17 protein-coding genes are annotated in these 21,831 nt (G+C 41.1%); 8 read left to right on the top strand and 9 right to left on the bottom strand.

Annotation, left to right across the window (positions count from 1 at the left end):
- The first annotated feature begins 1,010 nt into the window (after positions 1–1,010).
- Together I6E61_RS03840 and I6E61_RS03845 are read left to right on the top strand one after the other, a co-directional pair.
- On the top strand, positions 1,011–2,063 hold the full coding sequence (locus I6E61_RS03840) for an isopenicillin N synthase family oxygenase (protein ID WP_197130064.1): 1,053 nt from the start codon (positions 1,011–1,013) through the stop codon (positions 2,061–2,063).
- A gap of 2 nt (positions 2,064–2,065) precedes the next feature.
- On the top strand, positions 2,066–3,013 hold the full coding sequence (locus I6E61_RS03845) for a hypothetical protein (protein WP_197130066.1): 948 nt from the start codon (positions 2,066–2,068) through the stop codon (positions 3,011–3,013).
- Positions 3,014–3,114: 101 nt separating this feature from the next.
- On the opposite strand, the gene I6E61_RS03850 is transcribed toward I6E61_RS03845, so the two are convergent.
- Together I6E61_RS03850 and I6E61_RS03855 are read right to left on the bottom strand one after the other, a co-directional pair.
- On the bottom strand, positions 3,115–4,419 hold the full coding sequence (locus I6E61_RS03850; protein WP_197130068.1) for a DUF1566 domain-containing protein: 1,305 nt from the start codon (positions 4,417–4,419) through the stop codon (positions 3,115–3,117).
- Positions 4,420–4,515: 96 nt separating this feature from the next.
- Positions 4,516–5,124: a cytochrome b gene (locus I6E61_RS03855; protein ID WP_227685661.1), complete on the bottom strand. Its 609-nt coding sequence runs from the start codon at positions 5,122–5,124 to the stop codon at positions 4,516–4,518.
- Positions 5,125–5,207: 83 nt separating this feature from the next.
- On the opposite strand from I6E61_RS03855, the gene I6E61_RS03860 reads away from it, so the two are divergent.
- The 3 genes from I6E61_RS03860 to I6E61_RS03875 all read left to right on the top strand — a co-directional run bounded on the left by I6E61_RS03860 (position 5,208) and on the right by I6E61_RS03875 (position 10,038).
- A complete protein-coding gene (locus I6E61_RS03860) occupies positions 5,208–5,639 on the top strand; it encodes a MarR family winged helix-turn-helix transcriptional regulator (protein ID WP_197130071.1) in 432 nt (143 codons plus the stop codon).
- 1,069 nt (positions 5,640–6,708) lie between these two features.
- Positions 6,709–9,066 (top strand): PAS domain-containing sensor histidine kinase, encoded by a 2,358-nt coding sequence (locus I6E61_RS03870; RefSeq protein WP_197130074.1) that lies wholly within the window; start codon positions 6,709–6,711, stop codon positions 9,064–9,066.
- Between the two features lie 33 nt (positions 9,067–9,099).
- The gene (locus I6E61_RS03875) at positions 9,100–10,038 is read left to right on the top strand and encodes a response regulator (RefSeq protein WP_197130077.1); all 939 of its coding nucleotides are present in this window, start codon (positions 9,100–9,102) and stop codon (positions 10,036–10,038) included.
- Positions 10,039–10,305: 267 nt separating this feature from the next.
- On the opposite strand, the gene I6E61_RS03880 is transcribed toward I6E61_RS03875, so the two are convergent.
- Complete coding sequence (locus I6E61_RS03880; RefSeq protein WP_197130079.1) at positions 10,306–10,806, bottom strand: hypothetical protein; 501 nt, start codon at positions 10,804–10,806, stop codon at positions 10,306–10,308.
- A 254-nt stretch (positions 10,807–11,060) separates the two neighbouring features.
- Here I6E61_RS03880 and I6E61_RS03885 point away from each other — a divergent pair, with 254 nt between their 5' ends.
- Entirely contained in the window at positions 11,061–11,729 is a 669-nt protein-coding gene (locus I6E61_RS03885) for a hypothetical protein (RefSeq protein WP_197130081.1), read from the top strand.
- Positions 11,730–11,865: 136 nt separating this feature from the next.
- Here I6E61_RS03885 and I6E61_RS03890 read toward each other — a convergent pair whose 3' ends face one another.
- The 5 genes from I6E61_RS03890 to I6E61_RS03910 form a co-directional block, all read right to left on the bottom strand.
- Positions 11,866–12,918, bottom strand: coding sequence for a YHYH protein (locus I6E61_RS03890; protein WP_197130084.1), 1,053 nt, complete (start codon positions 12,916–12,918; stop codon positions 11,866–11,868).
- A gap of 272 nt (positions 12,919–13,190) precedes the next feature.
- Positions 13,191–14,183, bottom strand: a complete 993-nt coding sequence (gene rhuM, locus I6E61_RS03895) for a virulence protein RhuM/Fic/DOC family protein (protein ID WP_197130087.1) — start codon at positions 14,181–14,183, stop codon at positions 13,191–13,193.
- A gap of 259 nt (positions 14,184–14,442) precedes the next feature.
- Positions 14,443–15,186 carry a zinc-dependent peptidase gene (locus I6E61_RS03900; protein ID WP_197130090.1) on the bottom strand — a complete coding sequence of 248 codons (744 nt, stop codon included), beginning with the start codon at positions 15,184–15,186 and terminating at the stop codon, positions 14,443–14,445.
- A 174-nt stretch (positions 15,187–15,360) separates the two neighbouring features.
- Entirely contained in the window at positions 15,361–17,415 is a 2,055-nt protein-coding gene (locus I6E61_RS03905) for an autotransporter domain-containing protein (RefSeq protein WP_197130109.1), read from the bottom strand.
- A gap of 192 nt (positions 17,416–17,607) precedes the next feature.
- Positions 17,608–18,204: a TetR/AcrR family transcriptional regulator gene (locus I6E61_RS03910; protein ID WP_197130112.1), complete on the bottom strand. Its 597-nt coding sequence runs from the start codon at positions 18,202–18,204 to the stop codon at positions 17,608–17,610.
- Positions 18,205–18,323: 119 nt separating this feature from the next.
- On the opposite strand from I6E61_RS03910, the gene I6E61_RS03915 reads away from it, so the two are divergent.
- Complete coding sequence (locus I6E61_RS03915; protein WP_197130115.1) at positions 18,324–19,763, top strand: FAD/NAD(P)-binding protein; 1,440 nt, start codon at positions 18,324–18,326, stop codon at positions 19,761–19,763.
- A 37-nt stretch (positions 19,764–19,800) separates the two neighbouring features.
- Complete coding sequence (locus I6E61_RS03920; RefSeq protein ID WP_197130118.1) at positions 19,801–20,895, top strand: DUF2855 family protein; 1,095 nt, start codon at positions 19,801–19,803, stop codon at positions 20,893–20,895.
- Positions 20,896–21,065: 170 nt separating this feature from the next.
- Here I6E61_RS03920 and I6E61_RS03925 read toward each other — a convergent pair whose 3' ends face one another.
- The gene (locus I6E61_RS03925; RefSeq protein WP_197130133.1) at positions 21,066–21,704 is read right to left on the bottom strand and encodes a GDSL-type esterase/lipase family protein; all 639 of its coding nucleotides are present in this window, start codon (positions 21,702–21,704) and stop codon (positions 21,066–21,068) included.
- Positions 21,705–21,831: the final 127 nt, after the last annotated feature.

A 21,831-nucleotide genomic window follows, 5' to 3' on the forward strand; every position in this document is an offset into this window, starting at 1 on the left:
TCTATTTATAGCGGTTGCAATACTTAATTATCCCCAAGGTTCACTTGGGGATAATTATAGCATAATGGCCAAAATAAGGAGTAGGTCATGTCACTGTTGGTCTACACACCATTTTTGCTAGTTATATTGATAGATAATTAAACGTCATTTTGGTACAGACAGTCCATTTGGTAAGCAGTTGAGAGAGTTTTCTACAAAACACATGCTCCTGTACTCGCACAGAATATAAAAAGTAGGGTCATAGTACTGTTCTGTGCAAATTTGAGAGAGGTGAATTTAACGAGTAATATATATCGAATACCCAGTTATATTAAAAATTATCACTAGGTCACGTATCAGTCTGAGAAGTTGCTTAACGATAGAGGAGACAAGTCGTTATGGCTAATTTTTCTAGAAGTGCAAGATTCTATTAAGCCAGAACTAGCTGATTTTTACAGGAAAAATATTGAAGGGTAAACAGACGGCGATAAGGTTACTATATTTTGGAAATGAGGTTTAGAAAGTTGGTTTAGAGTAATTCTTTAATTAAAGTCTAGATAGATATCTAAAACCTAAGGCCTTAAGACGAGACTCCTGACTTATTCTGATCATTTCTGACAAGCTTATATTTATTGCGGTAGTTAAGCGTTAAACCTAACATAAAGACGCTACTTGATATTTTCCTACCTCTATAAATGTTTTACTTTGGTGCAGCTACTGCTTTTCTTTAGTGCGTAGAATTTATACTCTATATCTTATATAACTCTAAGTATTTGTTTTTGCTTGTTTGTTTTTTTGGCACAATAAGTGCTTATACTATTCTGTGATATGAAAGGTACTGGAGAGATAGTAATCAATATTGAACCTCAATAATAAGACATATAACGTTAACACCCTTCATAGAAAATTTTAAATGAAGTACCAGAGTGGTCTTCATTTAATAATTTCGGGACGACCCGAACAGCAACTAAGCTTGCTGATAGATTCTGGACGACCAGCATACTCTATGCTTACGAAAGGAGCTTAATAAAATGTCAGTTTTTGAAAAAACGGTGCATAAAGCATTTACTAAACTTCCCATCGTGGATATTTCTTTACTATTTTCTGATGATTTAAATAAAAGAGAGGTAGCTGCAAGTAGTTTAGATAAAGCCGTTCGAGAGACAGGTTTTTTATACTTAAAAGGCCATCAAATTGCCCCAAGTTTAATCAATGACCTCAAAGAGGTGGTTAAAGAATATTTTAAGCAAGATCAAAACAGCAAAATGGAAAACTATATCGGCCTTTCAAAAAATCACTCAGGGTATGTACCGCGTGGCGAAGAGGGGTTTTATAGTACAGACAGTCAAAAACCTGACTTAAAAGAAGCTTATGATATTGGTCCAGATTCACCTAGTTTAATGGCTAGATTTGAAAAAGAGGCTTTTACACAATGGCCTAAAAATGGAGCATTCAAAAAAAATGTTAGCGCTTATTATAATGCGATGCTTGAGCTAAGCAGAGTATTATTTCAAGGTTTTGCCTTAGCGTTAAAACTACCTGAAAATACATTCACTCAGTATCTTACAACCCCTCCTAGTCAATTACGTCTAATTCATTACTTTGATAACCCTGAAGCACAAGAATCTGATTCAGGAATCGGCGCACATACAGATTACGAATTCTTTACCATTTTATTACCAACGGCTCCAGGTTTACAGGTACTTAATGGTGCAAATGAATGGATTAATGTGCCGTTAGTAGAGGATTGTTTTGTTATCAATATTGGCGACATGATGGAACAAGTATCAAACGGGCAGTACGTTGCCACCTCTCATCGTGTTAGACAAGTAAAAGAAGAGAGGTACTCATTCCCTTTCTTCTCAAGTTTGGATTACGAGACCGTTGTTGCTCCTATTTCAAAGTTTGTTGATGAGCAAGAAGCCTCATCTTATGAACCCATTATTTGTGGTGATCACCTCCTCGCACAAACAATACAAACCTTTAGTTATCTCAAAGAAAAATCTGCTCGAGGTGAAGTAAATCTACCTGAAAACTCTCGTTCACTTTTGTCTTTTGGGCAAGCAGCGATAAAGGAAGGTTGATCATGAATATCAAAGAACTCATCGAACGTCATGGTAAAAAATCGGCTAATTCTGTCCCTGACTGGATGATTGGCTGTTTTAAGCGCATAAGTATCTCGTTCGCAAGTGGCGAAACGGATATTGATACACATGTGTTTTGGTTACAGGGTCGAAACTTAACCATTGATCTACGCCTCCCTATTGAAGCTGAAATGGTAGTTAAAAAATCGTGGGAAAAATGCTCTTCAGAGGAGCTTTATCAATTAGCCAATTATGAAGGGTGGTCTGCTGATAGTACTTGGAACAATGAGCAATTAAGCTGGTCAGGTGGCACTGGCTTTCAAGTGCATAACCGTTGGCCTGAGCCTGCCATTCTTTCTCGTGTCGGGGATTGTATGATCGAAGCTTCACCTTATGGATCGTATATAGAAGACTGGCGTATTACTTCTCGCGAAGCTGGAGTGTTATTGAGTCTTGAATTAATTAATGAAGAAAATGTAACAACAGGAGAGCTACGTCATCAAGGTGGCGCATTAATTATTAATGCGAATTGGGCTGGATTGGTACTCGGACGAGTAAATGAAATCGTTACAGATAAAGGTGATACCCAGTTAAGAGATAAGATTAAACGAGAACACAAAAACATCCCATTTTTAAAGCAAGTTTTTAATTTTGAAACTTCTGTTGCAAAAGGGAGCTTAGAGCAAGGATTTAAAATCGAATTCTCTACTAAACCAAAAAGAGTCGGAGAATTGATCTTCGAACTTGATGGGTTTGAATTTGATGAAGAAAACAACGAAGTGCTTCAGTTTTTTGAAGAAGGCAACCAACGAATAAAACGTCGTTTTTCTATCGATACAATAGAAGCTGAATTTGCTTATTCAGGCCAAACACAATGGCATGAAAAAGCAAAAGAGTGGTTTGATGCCGAACAAGAAACCGTCGGCCGGTATTTAAAAAAATTGACGTAAGAATATATCTATTACTTGTAAAAAACCTTGCACGTTGGGTTCCATGTGGCACCCAACCTAACGATTAGAATTGAACATATTTGCTTTCGCTATTGCTAGTATCACTTAGCGTCACGGACTAATAAGACATAGTTCTTAGTCATGACCAAGTCAGCAGCATTCTCAGAGGCCATGTCATAATCAGCGGGATTGCCAGATTTTGGGTCACTGCGTTGCGCACCTGCACCATGCCAGTCGTAATACGTTGTTGCACTTGAGTTCTTTTTACTAAAGGCTTTACCGAAAGAAATATAGTCGGCTGTGTACTTAAAATCACCTTGGGTCGTATTGGTCCATACCCACGTAGGGTCGGCCACGGTATTGTCAGCACTTAGTGTAAAAAACTGCGTATCAATGGCCGGAAATTCACCTGCTTTTCCATCATAATCTACGATACTTTGCAGCTCTTTGGCATTTGGCAAACGCCAGTCACTATGACCTGCGAGCTTGGAATTTTTAGCGACTTTTAGAGCGTCCTGCCATGTGTATCTTGTCTCATCATCTGCTTGCTGCCACATCAATCCAGTCGCATTATCAGTTACTGTGCCATCATTATTGGTAACAAAATCGTTGACGCCATAGACGTTTTCTGGCGCTCGTACGCAGCGCACAAAGTTGCCTGGTGCTTGTACAGTTTTGTTGTCCGTACCAAATACATAGCCTGTTTCATACGCTTTGATATGTCCATCGGCGAAGTTAAAACCAAACGCGGCATCGACATTTTCGGTGTTGTGTACTGGTCCGCGAGTATATTTGGTGCTTGACCAATACTGCCCGATATAAGCCATGCGTTGGTCGTATTGAAAGTCAAAATAGTCGGTATCAATGTAAGGCGTATTATTGCTATTGTCACTAGGATCAACTATCTCACCTCGAAAATCAGCAAGAGAATACAGTTCTTTAATAGTTGCTAATCGCCAGTCATTATAGCCACCTACCTCTAGGTTGGCACAATAGTTAATAGCATCATCGTACTGATAATGTTGATAGTCAGGTGTCTTTTGCCACATTAGGCGAGTCACGTTGTCTGTCACCGTGCCATCTTGATTATTGGTATAAGACGCTTTTATACCTTTAAACTGAGCATCTTGCCCGTATAGTGCATCACTGAAAATAGGGCAGGTAATAGCCGTACCTTCATTATCAAAACAAAGCTGCTGCTGAGTGTAAATAATCGGATAGGTTAGTCCAGTTTCGTTTAATGATGGCGAGTTTATATTTGCTTGGTTATTACTGTTAATTAATGGCTGAGAGCTACCACTACACGCGCTCAATAGACCCATAATGCTAACGCTCAACAATGTGCCTACCAATCTTCTAGACAGTTTAGGGTAGTGATATTTATCATTTAAAATATGAATTTTCATAGTAAGCTTTCTCGGTTAGCGTCTTGCTTGATTTGAATGATTTTAATCAAAAAATATTAATACAAACGATTTCATTGATGAATATGTGACGAATGACTATTCTTTTAGAGGTGTCATTGGATAAAGCATGCGTTTTAGCACGATGTCTTTACGAATAAAGTGATGATATAAAGCAGCGCCAGCATGAACAGCAATCAATACCCATACAAAGTAGGCGCCACCTTTTTTATGAATAAAGTCCATAGGTGCTTCAAACTGCGCCCACGTCAGACCCATCCAACCTTGGATAACGGTTTGGAATATTTGAGTATCAGAAAATTTAGGGATTTCGAATAAGAAAAAAAGTTGTGAAGGACCACCAGTGCCAAGATAGCCTGTAAGTGGTATGACAATCATCACGATATATAACAAAATATGAGCGCCATGTGCAGCCAAATGTTCCATTTTGGTACCTGGAACGTCTTTAGGCTGTAGGTTCATAAATTTCCAAATGACTCGAAGTACAATAAATACAAAGACAGAAACACCAATCGCTGTATGAAACGAGAATAAGGATTTTGCTAGGTCAGTTTTGGCCGTCACAAACCAATGTTGGTAATAGATGATTGCATAGTTGCTAATAAATGCGAGGGCGACAATCCAATGTAGTAGGATGGCGATCAAACCATAACTATATTTTGTATTTTTTATGGGAATAGTAGACATGGTTTGCGCTCAATTTATTTATAAGTAATCTGAGAGTGGAGAATAATTTTACTTTCAAGAAATTATATGTTAGCATGCTAACTATGAATAAAGCAAACCATGAACATATCTTTCATTACTTACTACATTCGGCTACGTTAGTAGAAGAATATCTGCGCAATGAGCTTTTGCCATTAGGCTTAGGTCATCATCAGGCGCGCGTCATTGTAGCGCTCAACCAGATGGGCGAAGCCTCACAGGTTGAATTGGCTCGTGAGTTTGGGATAACGGCGGCCAGTATGAGTACGATGACGACACGCCTTGAAAAAGCAGGTTATATCACTCGACAACAAGACCCATTAGCTAAGAAAAGAAATTTGATTAGTCTAACGGATAAAGGCATCTTATTACTGGCAGAGATAAACAACGTATGGGACGGAGTCGATAGTCATATAAAGGATAAGATAGGCGAAAAACAGCTATCTTCCTTGGCTGAAGGAGTCTTGGCCCTAAGAGATGGGCTGGGCGGTAAATAACCTGGCAAAGAAGATTAGGCTGCGTATACAGCGTTAGCCTCGCTTGAAGTATCAGAGTTACATCTGCACTCGGTGACCTTGTATTTATTTGAAACTGAATTAATTGAAACTGAATCAACTTTAGATTTTTGTAGAAATGTCAAAGAACACCTTGATACTTACCAATAAAGTATTTGATTGCCTGCAAAAATACTTCTTATCTATAATCGGATTTGTTATTGAGATGATTGATGGAAGAAGTAATAACATAAGCATGAACTTAGTCTTTTATAGACCCTATTTAACTTATGCGTACCTAAAATTAGGTTCACGAGTTAAAAGAGGTAATTACCTTGTAAAAACAATAATCTATATTAAAGAGAGAAATAAATAGTTCATGAACCTTAATATGTGACATATCCTGAGTATAACAACCCTTATTTAAACTGTTGAGAGTCTTAACTGAGACACCTATAAGCTTTAGTATTAAAAGTAAAATCATCAAGCTACTACGACTGGACAAATCGTCACAAATGCTTGCGCAGAGTATTCAGATACTGGGTCTTCGCCGCATCAAATAGCTAAACAGCATAAGACTAAGGTTAGGCAATGGCTGTTTGATAAGCTTGGAAAACGCTAAGCAGAAATCTGACACTCTATTTGTATTTGGTGAAGGTATTATCGTTGCAGCACAGACGGGGCAGGAATCACTAGAGCTATAGGATGATGTTTTTAAAGGTTTTTCTTAAAGCGCTTGCAACAAGTCTTCAGTATTTATAACCGTAGCAAATTATGCATTCGATTCAAACCCTAACAAAATTGTCTATATAAACACCTTATCAGAATTTTGACACCATTTCTCCTAATAAAGTATGGCTCTATGAGCCAGTGACACCACTAAGCTGTATATAGCCAGTTCAATACTAAAAAATACTGGTTAACACCTGATAAAACAAAACTTTTGTCATCATATTGTCATGACGGTATCGTATCCTTGAGCCCACTATAAATGGTGGTTGCGTATCACTGATGTCTTTATTCATTAAGTGATTCATTGATGATGGCAGACGCATCAATATAAGGTTTATCTATGAGTGTTGCTGGTCGGCTTGGTAGTATTTCCACACGTATGCTGCTTATTTTAGCATTGGCTTTTTTACTAATTATCTTAATGGTGTACTGGGTTATCGAAACCCAAGCTAAGCCGCGCATACTGGAGATGACCTCAGAGACAGTGGTTGAAACGGGTAACGAAGTCATTAATAGCATTATGGCGAATATCAGCCACGTCGATGGACTGGCAAAGGCAGCCAGTGCGATGGCTGGCGGGTTGCCAAAAGAAGACCGCCTTTATAAAGAAACCTTTGGCAATCTCATGCAACAAACCGATCAACGGATTGTGGGCGGCGGCGTGTGGTTTGATCCAAATATGTATGCTCAAAACCGAGAGCGCCAGTCGTTTGTGTGGGCGCGTGATGACTCAAGAAACATGCAGCCGTTAGAGTATTATAATCAAGTGCGCCAAACGCCGAGTCCCTATTATCGAGAGTGGTGGTACATTCCTGCGATGTACGCACGTCACGACCACTGTGTCTGGAGCCGGGCCTACGTCGATCCGCAAAGCAATCAGCCGATGATGACTTGCGCCAAGGCATTATATGACAGTCGCAATCAGGCTTTTGATGGGGTAGTGAGTTTTAATCTGCTATTAGATAACCTCGATGACGCCATGAAAAAGTGGCAAGATAAGCTGGGTGGTTATGTCTTTTTGGTAGACTTGGACAATCGATTTTTGACCTTTCCTGATCAATCTATAGTCACGCAAGTGACTGAGGACAACCCCCAAGGCGAGATGGTAACTGCACATCAATTGGCCGAGAAAAACCCTGCCTTTGCACCTATTGCGGACAGCCTAGATGATATTAACCAAACACTCATCGATGAGGCCGTTGCCAAAGATGAAGGTCGTTATACGCTCGCGGCACGTAGTATTTTGAGTACGACTAACCTGAATAAAATCGGCGAACAAGAATCCAAGTTACTGTCAGCATTACTGCTATTAAATATTGACCAAACGTTTAACTTGGTAGACAGTCACTTGATTGAGACCATCGCTGTGCCCAATGACTTTGTGTTGCAGCAGCCCGCCACCGCCTTTGTGTTTCGTATGCCATTTACCTATTGGAAGATGGTCATCGTTAAGCCCAATAATGACATGATGAGTGTGGCAAATGCATTGTCGAACCAGCTGATTCAAACCATGCTACTGGGCTTTATTCCTATCCTGTTGTTGACCGCGTGGGTGTTCCGTCGCTACTTTACGCGACCGCTAAAGTATATGGCACTAGCAGTGGCTGATATGGGCGCATTAATTGAGCAAAAAAAATATCAACAATTAAGCGCGCTTAAACTGCCATATTCAAATGTCAGCGAAATTCAAATAATCAGTGAGCAGACCAACCAATTGATCGACCGCGTCGTCGAAAATGAAGGCGCACTTGCTGAAATCAATGTTCATCTAGAAAAACAAGTCGCCGCCCGTACGCAAGACTTACAGCAAGCCATGGATGAGTTAAAAGCCTCACAAGTGCATCTGGTGCGCTCTGAAAAAATGGCGACATTAGGTCAAATGGTGGCAGGCGTGGCACATGAGGTCAACACGCCGCTAGGCTATGTGCGTAGTAACATGGATCTGGTCGGCGATAATCTCGTGCGTTTTGATGAGCTGCTACAGCATACCGATCAATTATTGCATGCGTTAAAAGCGCCAACTATCAACCAAGAGCAAGTCAAGCAGCTGATAGAGCAAACGCTACAATGCTGTGACGAGATTAAAGAAGATGAAGTCAGTGAAGATTTGACCAACCTAATTAAGGACGGACTGTATGGTGTTGATCAAATTGCTGAACTGGTCGTCAGCTTGCGCGATTTTTCTCGAATTGATGAATCTAAGGTAAAAGATATCGATATCAATGAGTGTATCAATACATCATTGATTATGGCTCGCAATAACTTAAAAACGCTAGACGTCAAAACCAATTTAGCCTCGCTGCCGCTGATTCAATGTAATCCTTCGCAAATCAACCAAGTACTATTAAACCTATTTAATAATGCCGCCCAAGCCATACCGAGTGATCATAAAGGGACATTACAAGTCACGTCGTCTGTGGATAAGGCGCAGCAACATGTTGTGGTACGCATTATAGACAATGGATCTGGTATCAAAGAAGATGTTTTAAATCATATCTTTGAGCCGTTTTTTACCACCAAAAAAGCAGGCGATGGTACAGGATTGGGATTGGCCATTACAGCACAAATTATGGAGCAACATGATGGACGCATTGAGGTTAGCTCAATAGTTGGGGAGGGCACGACATTTACCCTCATGCTACCGATACAGTCTATCGCTCATGAAAAGAAACCTTCGCAAGCCTTATTTGAAAGTTAAGAGACTTCCAGCCACTTATTTAAAGAGAGCGTCATGCAAAAACCAAAAATCGCTTTTATCGATGATGAGCCGCGTATCTTACGCAGCTTAAAAATGCATTTTCGCCAGTCACATGACGTATTTATTACAACCGATGCTACTGAGCTGATGGAGTATGTCAGCCAGAATGAGGTGCAAGTGGTCATCAGCGACCAACGCATGCCAGATAAGCAAGGTACGGAAGTATTAAGTGACATTAAAGCGGCTTCGCCAAATACTATTCGTATCTTGTTAACCGGTTATGCGGATCTAAATGCCGTGATGGATTCTGTGAATGAGGGCGAAATTTATCGCTATATCACTAAGCCATGGCAAAATGATGAACTTAAAAAAATCGTTAATAAAGCCACAGAAATTGCTCAGAAAACCCAAGAAATCACGCAAAACTCTATGGAAAAGAATGCGACTCAAAACCATGCTGGTAGTAGCACTGTTAGCAATCGCAATATACTGGTATTAGATGACGATGAGAGTGTCTATCAACAAATAAAAAGTCATTTTAAGAGCTCTTATACCGTGAGCTGGGCCAGTAACCTTGAACAGGCCGCGAAGCTATTACAAAAAAAACGCTTTGGCGTCACTATTACGGATTCGACGCTCAATAAAGAAAATATTACACCCATCGTTTATGCCTTAAAAAACATCCAGCCAGATCTGATGGTTCTGATGTTGACGGAGTTCAAAGATGCCCATATGGTCATTGATTTGATTAATAAGGGTCAGGTGTATCGCTGTCTACCACGTCCGACTAATTTTTCTATCATGAGTATCAGTCTTAATCGTGCTTTTGATCATCACGAAAGATTGGTGCAGCAGCCGATACTGGCGGCGCGCCATCATGTCGAAGAAGTGCCAGAGTCAGAGGCTTTTAACTTTTCTGAAAGGCTCAAAGGTTTCTTTGCCAAATTCAGAGGTTGGCGCATTAGTAGATAGAAAGAATAGGGTATGCTAAACATTCTCTATTCATGGTTTGAAAAATCATCGGCTTATATTTGTATGAGAGGCGTTTTTATCGATACCAGCTTCAATCGATACATTATAATCCCATGAACTTATCATCGGGTACTGTCTATTTAACATAATATACATTATGCGAAAACAAACCAACGGTTTGAATAGTTAGGCAAATAATAATTCATATCGTTTTTCATCTAAAATTTATCTTATCTCAGATATTTTTATATCATGTTTGATTATTTGTTAACGACAATTTTCAAGCAAATGCTTACGCAAAGTTTTACCGTCTTGATCTAAGATTACATCCGCGACTTGGCAATCAGTATCATCTTTATTACTGCCATCACATGACAACTCATAATAAATATCACTCCCTTGGGCTAAGCTGACTTGAACAAATCCTTGTTCAGTTATTGAAAACTTTTTGTCCTGCGTATAGTCAGGATCTTGAGAATTCCAAAGTACATCGTGATCTATATTGCAGGACATTTGATTCTTATCGAAATACGCTTGCTCAAGCTGCATGGCTACTTGTAAGTCAGCATTTGCATACTGCTGTAGTACCACAGGATTGCTCATCCCTTGATCATCGATATCTTGTTGATACATCTTTTTGATGGTCGTAAGCTTTATATCGGCCATCGCAGCTTGTTTACGGTCTGATTTTGCCACATCCGCTGTAGCAGCACCGACAGTCGTCAGCCCTATGGTTAATAACAATGTCAGCGATTTATATGTTGGCATGTCTTTCTCTGCGAGCTTCTATCCTATAAGTGTTACGGTCTATTACATCATACCTATATTAGGACTCTGCTGTATTATCGTATCATTCAGGTTTACTTGCCAAAATATCAATGACATAGCGCTTTTATGATATTTTCTTATTCGTTCTCATGACAATTTATGGTGGTTTATTAATGACTTATTAGTTAGTGATTTAGTTAGTGATGTTTCTTTCGCTAATAACTTTCGATAATAACTGTTGCAAGGATGCTTTTATGACTATATTACCTAGTTTTTTTAAGGGAAAATCTGCCAAATTAACCTATAGTAGCCTGTTATTGCTTACTCTGAGTACAACTGGTTGCCAGTCTGCTTCTGAGTCCAGTGAGTTTATCGTATCTCAACCGACCAACAGCTCATCAACACCTATTAGTGCTGATATCAGTCAACAAACCCTTAGACAGCAAGCCCTGCGCATACAACGTGCGTTGGCTAATAAGGACTTTGCTAGAATAGCCAACGATATTCATCCCACACGTGGTGTTCGTTTTTCAATGTATGCTTATGTGCGCCCTGAGTCTGATAAGATTTTTAGTCGCGAGCAATATGAAAAGTACCTACAACAGTCCAGCATTCAATTTACTTGGGGTGAAAAAGACGGCACCGGTGATTTATTAATCACGCCGCTGCCGACATACTTGGATACTTGGGTAGATAGCAAGAAATTCAATAGCGAAAACATCAGGGTCAACGAGTTAACCAATAACGGCAATTCGATCAATAATCTAAAAGAAATATATCAAAGGTCAGACGTTGTAGAGTTTTACTATAAAGGCACTGAAGAATATGCTGGTATTGACTGGCGCGTACTACGTTTGGTGTTTGATGAGTACCAAGGTAAGCGTTATCTAGTGGCCATTATTAATGACCAATGGACGGTTTAGATGAGAGAATAAGTATTTGATTTATTGAATAAATTGTATTAAAAAGGGCAATGCGTCATATATGATGCACTGCCCTTTCTGCCTAGCTACTCATCTTATTTTCAGGTAAAAATGAGATGTATTAAAAAGCGAGTTTTTACTCATGAACATGCCCGTGTTCAAGTTCAGGACTATGTTCAGGCCCACCCTCAGTCTCGCCTTCAAGACTGTTTTCATTTTCTTCCTCTTCTATATAACCCTTTTCACCCATAAAGCAGCCAAAGATTTTATTTTCACCTGGTGCGGATGCATGGTAATGGTATCCGCGAATGGCGTCTGTTTCACCGCCACACTGATCAACACCTTCTGATGTGATAGTCGTTTTGTCTGATTTTGCGTAAATAGCATAACCATCTAACGCATATCCTATCATGGCAGGATGTCCATCCTTTTGAATACCAAGCTCAGTACAACCAGTTGCTGCATGATAATGATAGCCTTCGTGAGGATTGGCATGTGCGCCGCAGTCATCAAGGACTCCTAGCGTATGAGAGCTTATGATTAAGTCTAACGGTGCTGGCGGACCAAATAACACACCATTTAACGCAACACCTGTATTGTCACGACCTTCAATAGCTATAGGCTCGGCAACGGGAACTGGTGTTTTAGGTATCAATACGGTTTTTTTGACACCACCATCAAGCTCTTTGATCAAACAAGAGAGACAAAAATTATTAAACCCTGGAATTGGACGAGGATCCCCTGCTACTTCACAACCTCTCGCGCCATCTACAACTGTTACTTTTCCCGTTTTCACATTATACATTTGCCATTCTTTATCTTTATATAATGTTGATAAATTCTGAATAAACGCCCCATCAACTTGATATAAAGTGCCTTTTCCATCAATCCACGTACCACCCTCTTTTGCACTCGACTCAATGGTAGGTGGGCAATAAGGCCCTTCTGGCGACGTGTCTGGATCGGCAGGTGCACCAGCAATTGTTATACGATAACAACTGGTTTTAGTGCCACCGCTCAGCGTGCAATCAACTGTTTCGATGTCACCGATAACAGCACCGTCAATAAATAATGCAGGATCAACTGGCATGCTAACAACTTTGCTAGCAGGTTCGACGTGTGTAGAAGCACAGCCATATAATAAAACCGAAAACAATAAAGCAGGAACGAACGTTAAGCTTTTATTCATTATGATTACCAAAATTTATGAAAATAAAACGCATGCTTTAACAGTGCCAATTATTATCTATTACAACACTGTATATTGCATCATAATACGATAAAGCTCGGTTTTTCTAAAGTATTTATTTCATATATCTACATAGTAAGATTCTATCTGTTTTTCTAATTATGATGAACCTGGTCTTTTGAATCTACCAACATGCAGCAGGACAAGCCATCTATAATTGCCTATTAAGGAAGGCTTACTGACCACTTTTATTTTGATAATAAAACTGTTCATCAACCTTCTAATGACAACATATTCATAATCAGTTTAATCAAAGTCTCTTTTTGATTTGGATCAGATTCAGCGACCAATAAAGTTAATGCCGCAAGCCCGGTATTATTGATAACCATGTCACCTTTATCATTCAGCAGTCGGTTATTACGGTGTAAAAAATCCACAAATAGAAACGCACCGCTGCGTTTATTGCCATCAGTAAAAGGATGGTTTTTTACCATAAAGTATAGTAGATGTGCCGCTTTACTCTCGATAGTTGGGTACGCAGGCTCACCAAAGACCGTTTGTTGTAAGTTACCCAATACACTATCCAAACCATCACCACGAGGTTTAGCAAATAATTCAGTCGCCTCACCCCTATCTATCAGCTGCGATTTCAAATCAGTTAGCGCTGCCATCGCCTCAGCCGTACTAGGTAAGACACCACCATCTTGTCCTGCAGGACTATCCAGCAGACCTTCATCATAGCGCTGTAACCATAAAAACGTCTGCGTATAACGACTTATAATCTCAACCAGTCCGCGACCTTCATCGGTTCTAAGCTCGGGACTTTGTGCCGTTTTTTTGATTAGTTTTAGCGCTTGTTGCAATTCAGTAGAGTTTTTATCGAAGCGCTGTTGATTGAGCGTATAGCCTTGTACCAAGTATTCACGTAAGCGCTGCGTTGCCCAACGTCTAAATTGCACACCTTGAGGAGATTTGATGCGATAACCGACTGATATAACCACATCTAAGTCATAAAAAGTCACCGGACGGTCTGAATTTGCAATATGCATTTTTTGCATATTGCTTTTTTCATCGATTTCTTCGTCTTTTATGGCATTGGCGATATGACGAGAAACCACTGATTGGTCACGACCGAATAACTCAGTCATTTGTGCTTGCGACAACCAGACTGTCTCTTGCTCAAAACGTACATCTACTTGTGCCTTTCCATCAGCACTTTCATAGATCTCTACTTTTGCTACATCGTCATTTATAACGTTAATCATCTCAGCTTCCCAATCCTAATAAATGCGCTTACGCTGTCTTTATTGTTTTCAGTGTATAAACCATACAGCTTCTAGAATCAATCCTACTCATCTTGACTCGAGGATTTTGCTATCAAAATAACCGCACATACCACCGTGCGACTTTTGATATTGGTTGTCCATATCTCTTAATATTAGCTGAGTTTTACTACCAAAATTAGAACCTCAAATCTTCAATTGATTAGCCCGTATTGAAGGCTTTAGGTCCTATACTTTTTCTTCATAGTGGTGTTTGCTTAAAGAACTTGATCATAATCTCATAAATATCCGGATAAGCATCAATGAGCTTTTGCGGCGTTTCAAAAAACACTTCACTCAGAACCGCAAAAAACTCCGCAGGATTGGTCGAACCATAACGATCAAGCCCTGACTTGCGATGCGTTTGAAAATCTTCAAAATCGCGACTCATGACCTGTGTCCACCGAGCAGGATCCATATCAGGTTGCAGTGGAGGAAAGCCATTGGCACGGCCATTCATCATATCTAGCTTATGCACAAACTCATGAATGACAACATTATGCCCGTCACGCTCACCTGAATGTTTGGCGTCCTTCCACGATAGAATAACAGGTCCTCGCAGCCACGCTTCCCCGCTACGGTGCTGACTTCCCTCATGGACGATACCGAACTCATCTACGGTGGTGCTGTCGCTCTTGTACGAGCCCGGATAAATGATAATGGATGACCAGCCAGCGTACCAATCGAGACTTAGATTTAATATTGGCAGACAAGCTTGCAAGGCAATAGATTGTTTGACTGCATCGGTAATCTCAAACCCTTGCGCGCCTGTGATGGACTTATCAGCCAGAAATAACGTTGCTAGCTCAAATAAATGTGTCATCTCGTCAATACTTAATCTATCGAGTATCACAATACGCTCAGCCGCCTGCATCCAGTCAGCCTGAGTAAATTCGCTGTTGTCTAATATGCGCTGCTCACGCCAATCCTTTATGATGCCAAACATACACGCCATCCCTATTCTTTTAATATTTCGAACACGTTGGTATTACTGAATATAAGTATTGTAGCGGTAATCAGTAATACGCATTTATAATTAATATATTGACATGCATAAGCAAAAAACGCTGCTCATAAATGAATTATTGAGCAGCGCAGGCGTACATCTACACATTAATATTTAAAATTGATATTGCAAACCCAGCTGTACCGAGCTGTCTTTATCATCACGTGCAAAGGTAGTATCGCCATTTAGATACGCGTATACATTGTTATGAACCTTGTTGCTAACACTCAGCTCAAAACGTCCATAGTCGTCGTCTTTATCTGCTTGAGTGATGCTAACCTCTCTTGTTTGACCGTCAGCTAAAGACGTTGTCGATAAACTATCTATTGAACCATCCTCGATCACATGCACATAAGCGATTTTGCCTTGAAGCTTGGCAGGCGTGCCCATCAAATCAAAACCGTATTGTAACTGGTAACCAAGCTCTGAATCCCATGCTTCGCTAGACGTGCTATCAACCTTAAGCGCAGTACGAGAGTTGTCATTGCCACTAGTATAGCCATCTATGTCTATATCACTGTAATTGAGACCCAAAAAGACACCATGCGCGACGTTTTTCTTGATAAGGAAATTGTAGCCAAGCTCATTGTATGCGCTGAACACATCGGCATCCGTATCACCGCGTTCGCTATTATTGATAATATTTATACCATCATTACCATCCAGTTTTACAGTTCTATTAACGTCCAAGTCATGTTTAGATAAGCTCAGAGATGTCGTGTTCCACCAAGCCGTGTCTTTGCCGCCCAGTAACGAGTAGGCTTGAATGCCATAGCTCCTATCTTTTTCAATGCCATTTTCTACGCTTTTATTGTTTTGATTGCCGGCTTGCACACCTGCGCCAACGCGCCAGCTAGGCTGCACAATATACTCACCATATAGACCAATATTGGCGAGAGTGCCTTCTTGTGCATTATCAGCATTTACATAGCTTTGAGAGCCATCTACCCAAACCTGAGTACGCGACTCGGAATCAAAAGGCTCCGCATCATCGATAGCATTTAATGCCAAAGCATTGGCGCGTTCTAGCACTGCTGAGTGTGAGTCGGTGGCATTGATTTTTAACGCGGCGCCCATCGTGTTTTGCAGATTAAGCGCGCTTTTGGTTGATGCGATGATATCAGCATTGGTTTGCTCCACAATCAACCTGCTGATGATACGAGAATAGTCACGCATTCTTTGCGCTATGCGTTCTTCACCAAACGCAGCAGTAAGTACTTCCTCATTGTCTAATGCAGGGTTATGCCACGTATAGCCGCCCGGAATATCTGGGTTTTCAGTTTGCGTGTAACCATCATAATCAGGCCCAAGGCCCCAGTTGGTTGCCTCAAATCCAACGACCTGCATGACACTATCAAAAGATTCCTGATCGCTGCAACACCCAACGCCATAAGGCTCGTAGGGTTCGGTCTCGCCTGGTGCAATAATGGCTGTATTGACCTCTAATGTAATACCAAGCTCTTTTGCAATGCTCAGCGCATTTTCACGCAAACTTACATTGGCAGCTACTTCATTGCCATCATCGTCGTAAGCATTTCGCCCTGCATTGGCGTACATTTTGTCGCCTGTAATCAGACTGTCTAAGTTAATCATGCCCAACGCTGTTGATTTTTCTGCGTCCGTTAGCTGATCAACAAACGCCTTTGAACCATTGAGACCACCCTCCTCTGCACCAAATGCCACAAACTGAATGTCGTGCTCTGTTTCAATGCCCGTCAGGTTTTTGGTCAACTCAGTTAAGACGCCAGACCCAGAAGCATTATCGTCTAATGCTTCTAGATTTTCGTAATTTGGATAGGCGACTGCAGAATCATAATGTGCGCCGACAAATAGCGTTCTGTTAGTATCAGCACTGCCTTTTTGGGTCACGACAACGTTATTACTCGTTAACGTCTGACCTCTGAATAGACCACGAGGCGCTACAAAATCAAAAGTTTGACGATTGACTTGGTTGTTACTGCCATCGATAGTCATGCGCTGCTGCATATAATCAGCAGCTTGGACTTCTTTATCGGAACCTGTATAACGACCAGCATAGTCACGGGCAAGCGTCAGCGCCGTTTCTGTACCATAATCACCGTAGTTGGCCTCTGCAAATACTTGCGAGCCTGTAAGCAATGTCAGCGCCGCAACCACTGAAATCTTAAGCGGTGATAACTTAGTATCCAAACTGCTTCTCCTTGGTTAAAGAACTGTAATCAACAGTAAAAAATAACCTAAAATAATGCAGTTTACAAGATAAAAGACATATGTCTGCTTATTTAATTTTTAAGTAAAATCATTATTTAGACGCTATGTACCTACCTGTGATCAATACTTACGAACTGCTGATTTATCAAGCCGTTTAGGAAGGCTTTACTACTACTGATGCTTAACATTAGTTATTTCAGTTATATCAATGGCATCCAACTGTACTGCTACCACTCGCAGCGCCATTGATTTCCAATCCAATTTTATGTCATCGGTAAACACCATGTGGTGGCTAATACTGACGTACCCATGCACGATGGCCCATATATCTAGCGCTATTTGTCGACGTTCCGTTGCGCTAGCATCCTCTGACAAATAAGAACCCGCCACTCGTACCAATTTTGCAAAGGCGCTATCTCTGGCAGCAATGGCCTCGATTGAGGGCTGATAGCCTGCATCAGACTCCCCAAAAATCAGTCGATAATGCGCCTCATATTTCTCACCGACATTGAGATACCCTAGGCACGCCTCTAGCACTTGTTCTTTATTTGCCTTACCATCCGGAATGATATTCATGGCTTCACGAACGAGATTGAATCCCTCTATGTACAGTGCATCTAGTATGCCTTGCTTACCTTGGAAGTGACTGTATATACCAATAGTGGACAATCCTGCACGTTTGGAGATGGCTCGCACGCTTAAGGCATCCCCGCCACCTTCTAGAAAAATCTCAGATGCGGCATTTAGTATTTTGGTTCTGGCATCCATTAGGTTCTCACTATGTCTTGACAATTATAACAGTGTTATTCTAGTATATAACACTGTTATGTACAAACAATTATGGATTGATTGTATTGGTAAAAATTTAACTTAAGAGTAAGGACGCTATGAGTATTCAACAGCTAGAAACAGACTATTTAATCATTGGTAGTGGCGCGGTGGGCATGGCTTTTGCCGACGTACTACTTACAGAGACAGATGCTAATATTATTATCGTCGATAAGCATCATAAGCCAGGTGGCCATTGGAATGACGCCTATTCATTTGTCACATTGCATCAGCCATCGTCTTTTTATGGCGTTAGCTCACGTGAGCTTTGCGGCGGTATGATTGATAAGATTGGTTTAAACAAAGGCTTGTCCGAGCTGGCATCAGGCGCAGAAGTCATGTCGTACTTTGATAAAGTCATGAAGCATACGTTTTTACCGAGTGGCCGTGTGACATACTTCCCGATGTGTGAATACAAGGGCGAAGGGAAATTTTCATCGTTACTATCTGATACCAGCTATGAGGTCAAGGTCAACAAAAAAATCATTGATGGCACTTACTTTAAAACATCAGTGCCTGCGACTCATACCCCCAATTTTGAGATTGCTGAAGGCGTGAAGTTTGAGCCATTGAATAATTTACCAAATTTAAATAAGCCACGTGATGGTTACGTGATCATTGGCGGCGGAAAAACAGGTATTGACGCGGTTTTATGGCTACTAGAGAATCAAATTGACCCAGACCACATTACATGGATTATGCCAAGAGACGCTTGGCTGATCGATCGTCAGAACACCCAGCCTTCTCGTGATTTTTTTGTGAACACTATAGGGGCGCAGGCTACTCAGGCAGAAGCGATTGCTGAAGCTGAAAACATCGAAGACCTTTTTAATCGTTTAGAAAAAGGTGGCGTACTAATGCGTATTGATCCAAATGTACGCCCGCAAATGTTCCATGGCGCCACCATTAGTAGTGAAGAGCTTAAGCAGTTGCGCCGTGTTAAAAACATTGTGCGTAAAGGACGCGTGACCCGTTTGGATACTGACAAGATTTATTTTGGTGATGACAGTATTGCTACCACGCCCAACACGATGCATATTGATTGCTCTGCACGGGCAGTACCAGTGACAGAGACGTACGATGTATTCAAAGGTGATACTGTGGTGGTACAAACCGTGCGTACCTATCAACCTGTATTCAGTGCGGCGTTCATCGCTCATATCGAAGCCAATTATGATGATGAAACTGTCAAAAATGAGTTGTGCCAAGTCGTGCCAATCCCAAATCATGATACAGACTTTTTGGTTGGGCTTGTTAAACAAATGCAGAATCAAATGCGTTGGTCAAAAGAGCCTGCGCTACGTGAATGGATGATCAACAATCGCTTAGATGGCTTCACTAAATTGGTACGTGCCAGCGAAGATACGCCACCTGAAGAGCTGGCTATCCTTAAACGTTTAAAAGCAGCAGGACCAAAAGCCGCTGCTAATATGCCTAAACTGATGGGTGAAATCATGCAAATAACGGCAGCGCGTCAAGCCAAGACCTCTAATGCCTAAAAAGTAACTAGTAAGAACAACTGTCAAGGAAGCTACTATGCCAGAATTTCAAACCAACAAAGCAAACCTAACCCAAGCCCGCCTACAAGAAACACCTATACACACTCTCGGCGATGGCGAAGTACGTGTAAAAGTTGATCGCTTTGCTTTTACTGCAAATAATATTACTTATGCAGTCATGGGCGACCAATTACGATACTGGCAGTTTTTTCCGCCAAATGGTGACGAGCCTGAGAAATGGGGTATTATTCCAGTCTGGGGCTTTGGTGATGTTGTTGAGTCCGATAGTGACACACTGCCAGTTGGTGAGCGCCTGTTTGGTTACTTCCCGCCTGCCAGCGAATTAATTATTACCCCTAAGCGAGTCACGAAAACCAGCCTGCTCGATGGTAGTACCCATCGTGCCGAGCTGCCGCCTGGCTACAATATGTATCAGCGTGTCAATCATGAACCTGGTTATGACCGTGCCAATGACAATCAGCGCATGCTATTGTTTGTATTACATTTGACCTCATTTTGCCTGCATGATTTATTGAAGCGCAATGATTGGTTTGGTGCAGAACAAGTGGTGATTATCAGTGCCTCTAGTAAAACCAGTATTGGCCTAGCTTATGGCCTCACTGATGATAAAGATGCGCCGCACGTTATCGGCCTAACTTCAAACCGTCATATAGATTTTGTTAAGTCAATTGACGCTTATGATAGTGTGCTTAGCTATGACACCCTTGAGCAGATTGACGCCAGCAAACCAACAGTCATTGTCGATATGTCGGCCAATACCGATGTACTCAGCAGGCTGTATAGACACTTAGGTGATAACATGCGCTACACCAGCAATGTCGGTCTTACGCACTGGGACGAGCCACGTCATACCGAAGGTATCATCCAAGCGCGTAGCCAACACTTTTTTGCGCCCAGTCATGTACAGCAATGCATGAAAGAATGGGGCCCTGAAGAGTTCAATAAGCGCTCTATGCGTTACATCATGAATAGCACTGCAAAAACTAGTGTGTGGTTAAAGATTCAGGAGCTTGATGGGATCAATGGCTTGCTAGAGGTTTATAAAGATATCTGCGAAGGTAAAATAGCTGCTGATGAAGGTTTGGTAGTAGTCATGGGTGACGATGATTAGACGGTTTATATAAAGGCCTGACTATAAAATTCATCGACTATTTGTCATTAGTAAAAAAAGCAGAGAGCCTAGTCAACAAGCTCTCTGCTTTTTTGTGCTTTATACACTGACTACAGACATACGCCCTACTCATGATTTTTAAACTTAAAAACTGTGGTTTAAATTTCGGTTTAACGTACCCACCCTTCGTCTTTTAGATAACCATGTAGTCCTTCGGCGAACTGTCTGTAGCCTGCCGCATTGGCATGAATTCTATCCGATTTTAATGCGTCATCTGACAAAATAGTCGACCAGCCATCAGAGTATAGTGGGATGTCTTCAGCTTCCGCAATATCTTCATACAATGGATTATCACTGGCTTTGCCAAACAAGGCACTAGTACTCAGATGCGGCTCAGCGATTAGAACAACGTCGATATTTTTGGACTGCAAGGTATCGATAGTCGCGATGATATTAGCTCGCGTGGTATCAGGAGCAATGCGCTGCAATACATCATTACCACCCACACCCAGCAGTACCAAATCAGGATTTTGCTCAGTGATCTCATGCACGCGAGTAAGCACGTCTGCAGAAGTATCACCATTGACACCCGCATTGATAACTTGCCATTTGCTTAGCTCTGCTAGTACCGTAGGATACGCTGTTTCAGTACTTGCTCCATAGCCATACGTAAGCGAATCTCCCAAAGCTATTACCGTACTGCCCACTGGTAAAGCCGTTTGCGTTGGCTCATTACCGCAGCCTGTCATACTAATGGCAGCAGCAAACCCGATACTCGCTAGCCCTAAAACCTGCTTACGAAATGTCATGCACACCTTCTCACTTTATTTTTACATCAGTGTTGTTTATCTCAATGGTTTTATACCAATTGGCTAATCGTTGAATTAAATTTATTACAATTGATTTAAGTTTATTTAAAATCTACTGCCTAACGCT

Origin of the sequence: Psychrobacter sp. NZS113, assembly GCF_015864825.1 — a bacterium.
In the GTDB taxonomy this organism is placed as follows: Bacteria; Pseudomonadota; Gammaproteobacteria; order Pseudomonadales; family Moraxellaceae; genus Psychrobacter.

Excerpts from the sequence above, each read along its gene's own strand:
- I6E61_RS03890 (WP_197130084.1), bottom strand. The coding sequence starts at position 12,918 with ATGAATAAAAGCTTAACGTTCGTTCCTGCTTTATTGTTTTCGGTTTTA.
- I6E61_RS03870 (WP_197130074.1), top strand. The coding sequence starts at position 6,709 with ATGAGTGTTGCTGGTCGGCTTGGTAGTATTTCCACACGTATGCTGCTT.
- rhuM (WP_197130087.1), bottom strand. The coding sequence starts at position 14,183 with ATGATTAACGTTATAAATGACGATGTAGCAAAAGTAGAGATCTATGAA.
- I6E61_RS03910 (WP_197130112.1), bottom strand. The coding sequence starts at position 18,204 with ATGGATGCCAGAACCAAAATACTAAATGCCGCATCTGAGATTTTTCTA.
- I6E61_RS03855 (WP_227685661.1), bottom strand. The coding sequence starts at position 5,124 with ATGTCTACTATTCCCATAAAAAATACAAAATATAGTTATGGTTTGATC.
- I6E61_RS03925 (WP_197130133.1), bottom strand. The coding sequence starts at position 21,704 with ATGACATTTCGTAAGCAGGTTTTAGGGCTAGCGAGTATCGGGTTTGCT.
- I6E61_RS03885 (WP_197130081.1), top strand. The coding sequence starts at position 11,061 with ATGACTATATTACCTAGTTTTTTTAAGGGAAAATCTGCCAAATTAACC.
- I6E61_RS03900 (WP_197130090.1), bottom strand. The coding sequence starts at position 15,186 with ATGTTTGGCATCATAAAGGATTGGCGTGAGCAGCGCATATTAGACAAC.
- I6E61_RS03840 (WP_197130064.1), top strand. The coding sequence starts at position 1,011 with ATGTCAGTTTTTGAAAAAACGGTGCATAAAGCATTTACTAAACTTCCC.
- I6E61_RS03880 (WP_197130079.1), bottom strand. The coding sequence starts at position 10,806 with ATGCCAACATATAAATCGCTGACATTGTTATTAACCATAGGGCTGACG.
- I6E61_RS03845 (WP_197130066.1), top strand. The coding sequence starts at position 2,066 with ATGAATATCAAAGAACTCATCGAACGTCATGGTAAAAAATCGGCTAAT.
- I6E61_RS03920 (WP_197130118.1), top strand. The coding sequence starts at position 19,801 with ATGCCAGAATTTCAAACCAACAAAGCAAACCTAACCCAAGCCCGCCTA.
- I6E61_RS03875 (WP_197130077.1), top strand. The coding sequence starts at position 9,100 with ATGCAAAAACCAAAAATCGCTTTTATCGATGATGAGCCGCGTATCTTA.
- I6E61_RS03850 (WP_197130068.1), bottom strand. The coding sequence starts at position 4,419 with ATGAAAATTCATATTTTAAATGATAAATATCACTACCCTAAACTGTCT.
- I6E61_RS03860 (WP_197130071.1), top strand. The coding sequence starts at position 5,208 with ATGAATAAAGCAAACCATGAACATATCTTTCATTACTTACTACATTCG.
- I6E61_RS03915 (WP_197130115.1), top strand. The coding sequence starts at position 18,324 with ATGAGTATTCAACAGCTAGAAACAGACTATTTAATCATTGGTAGTGGC.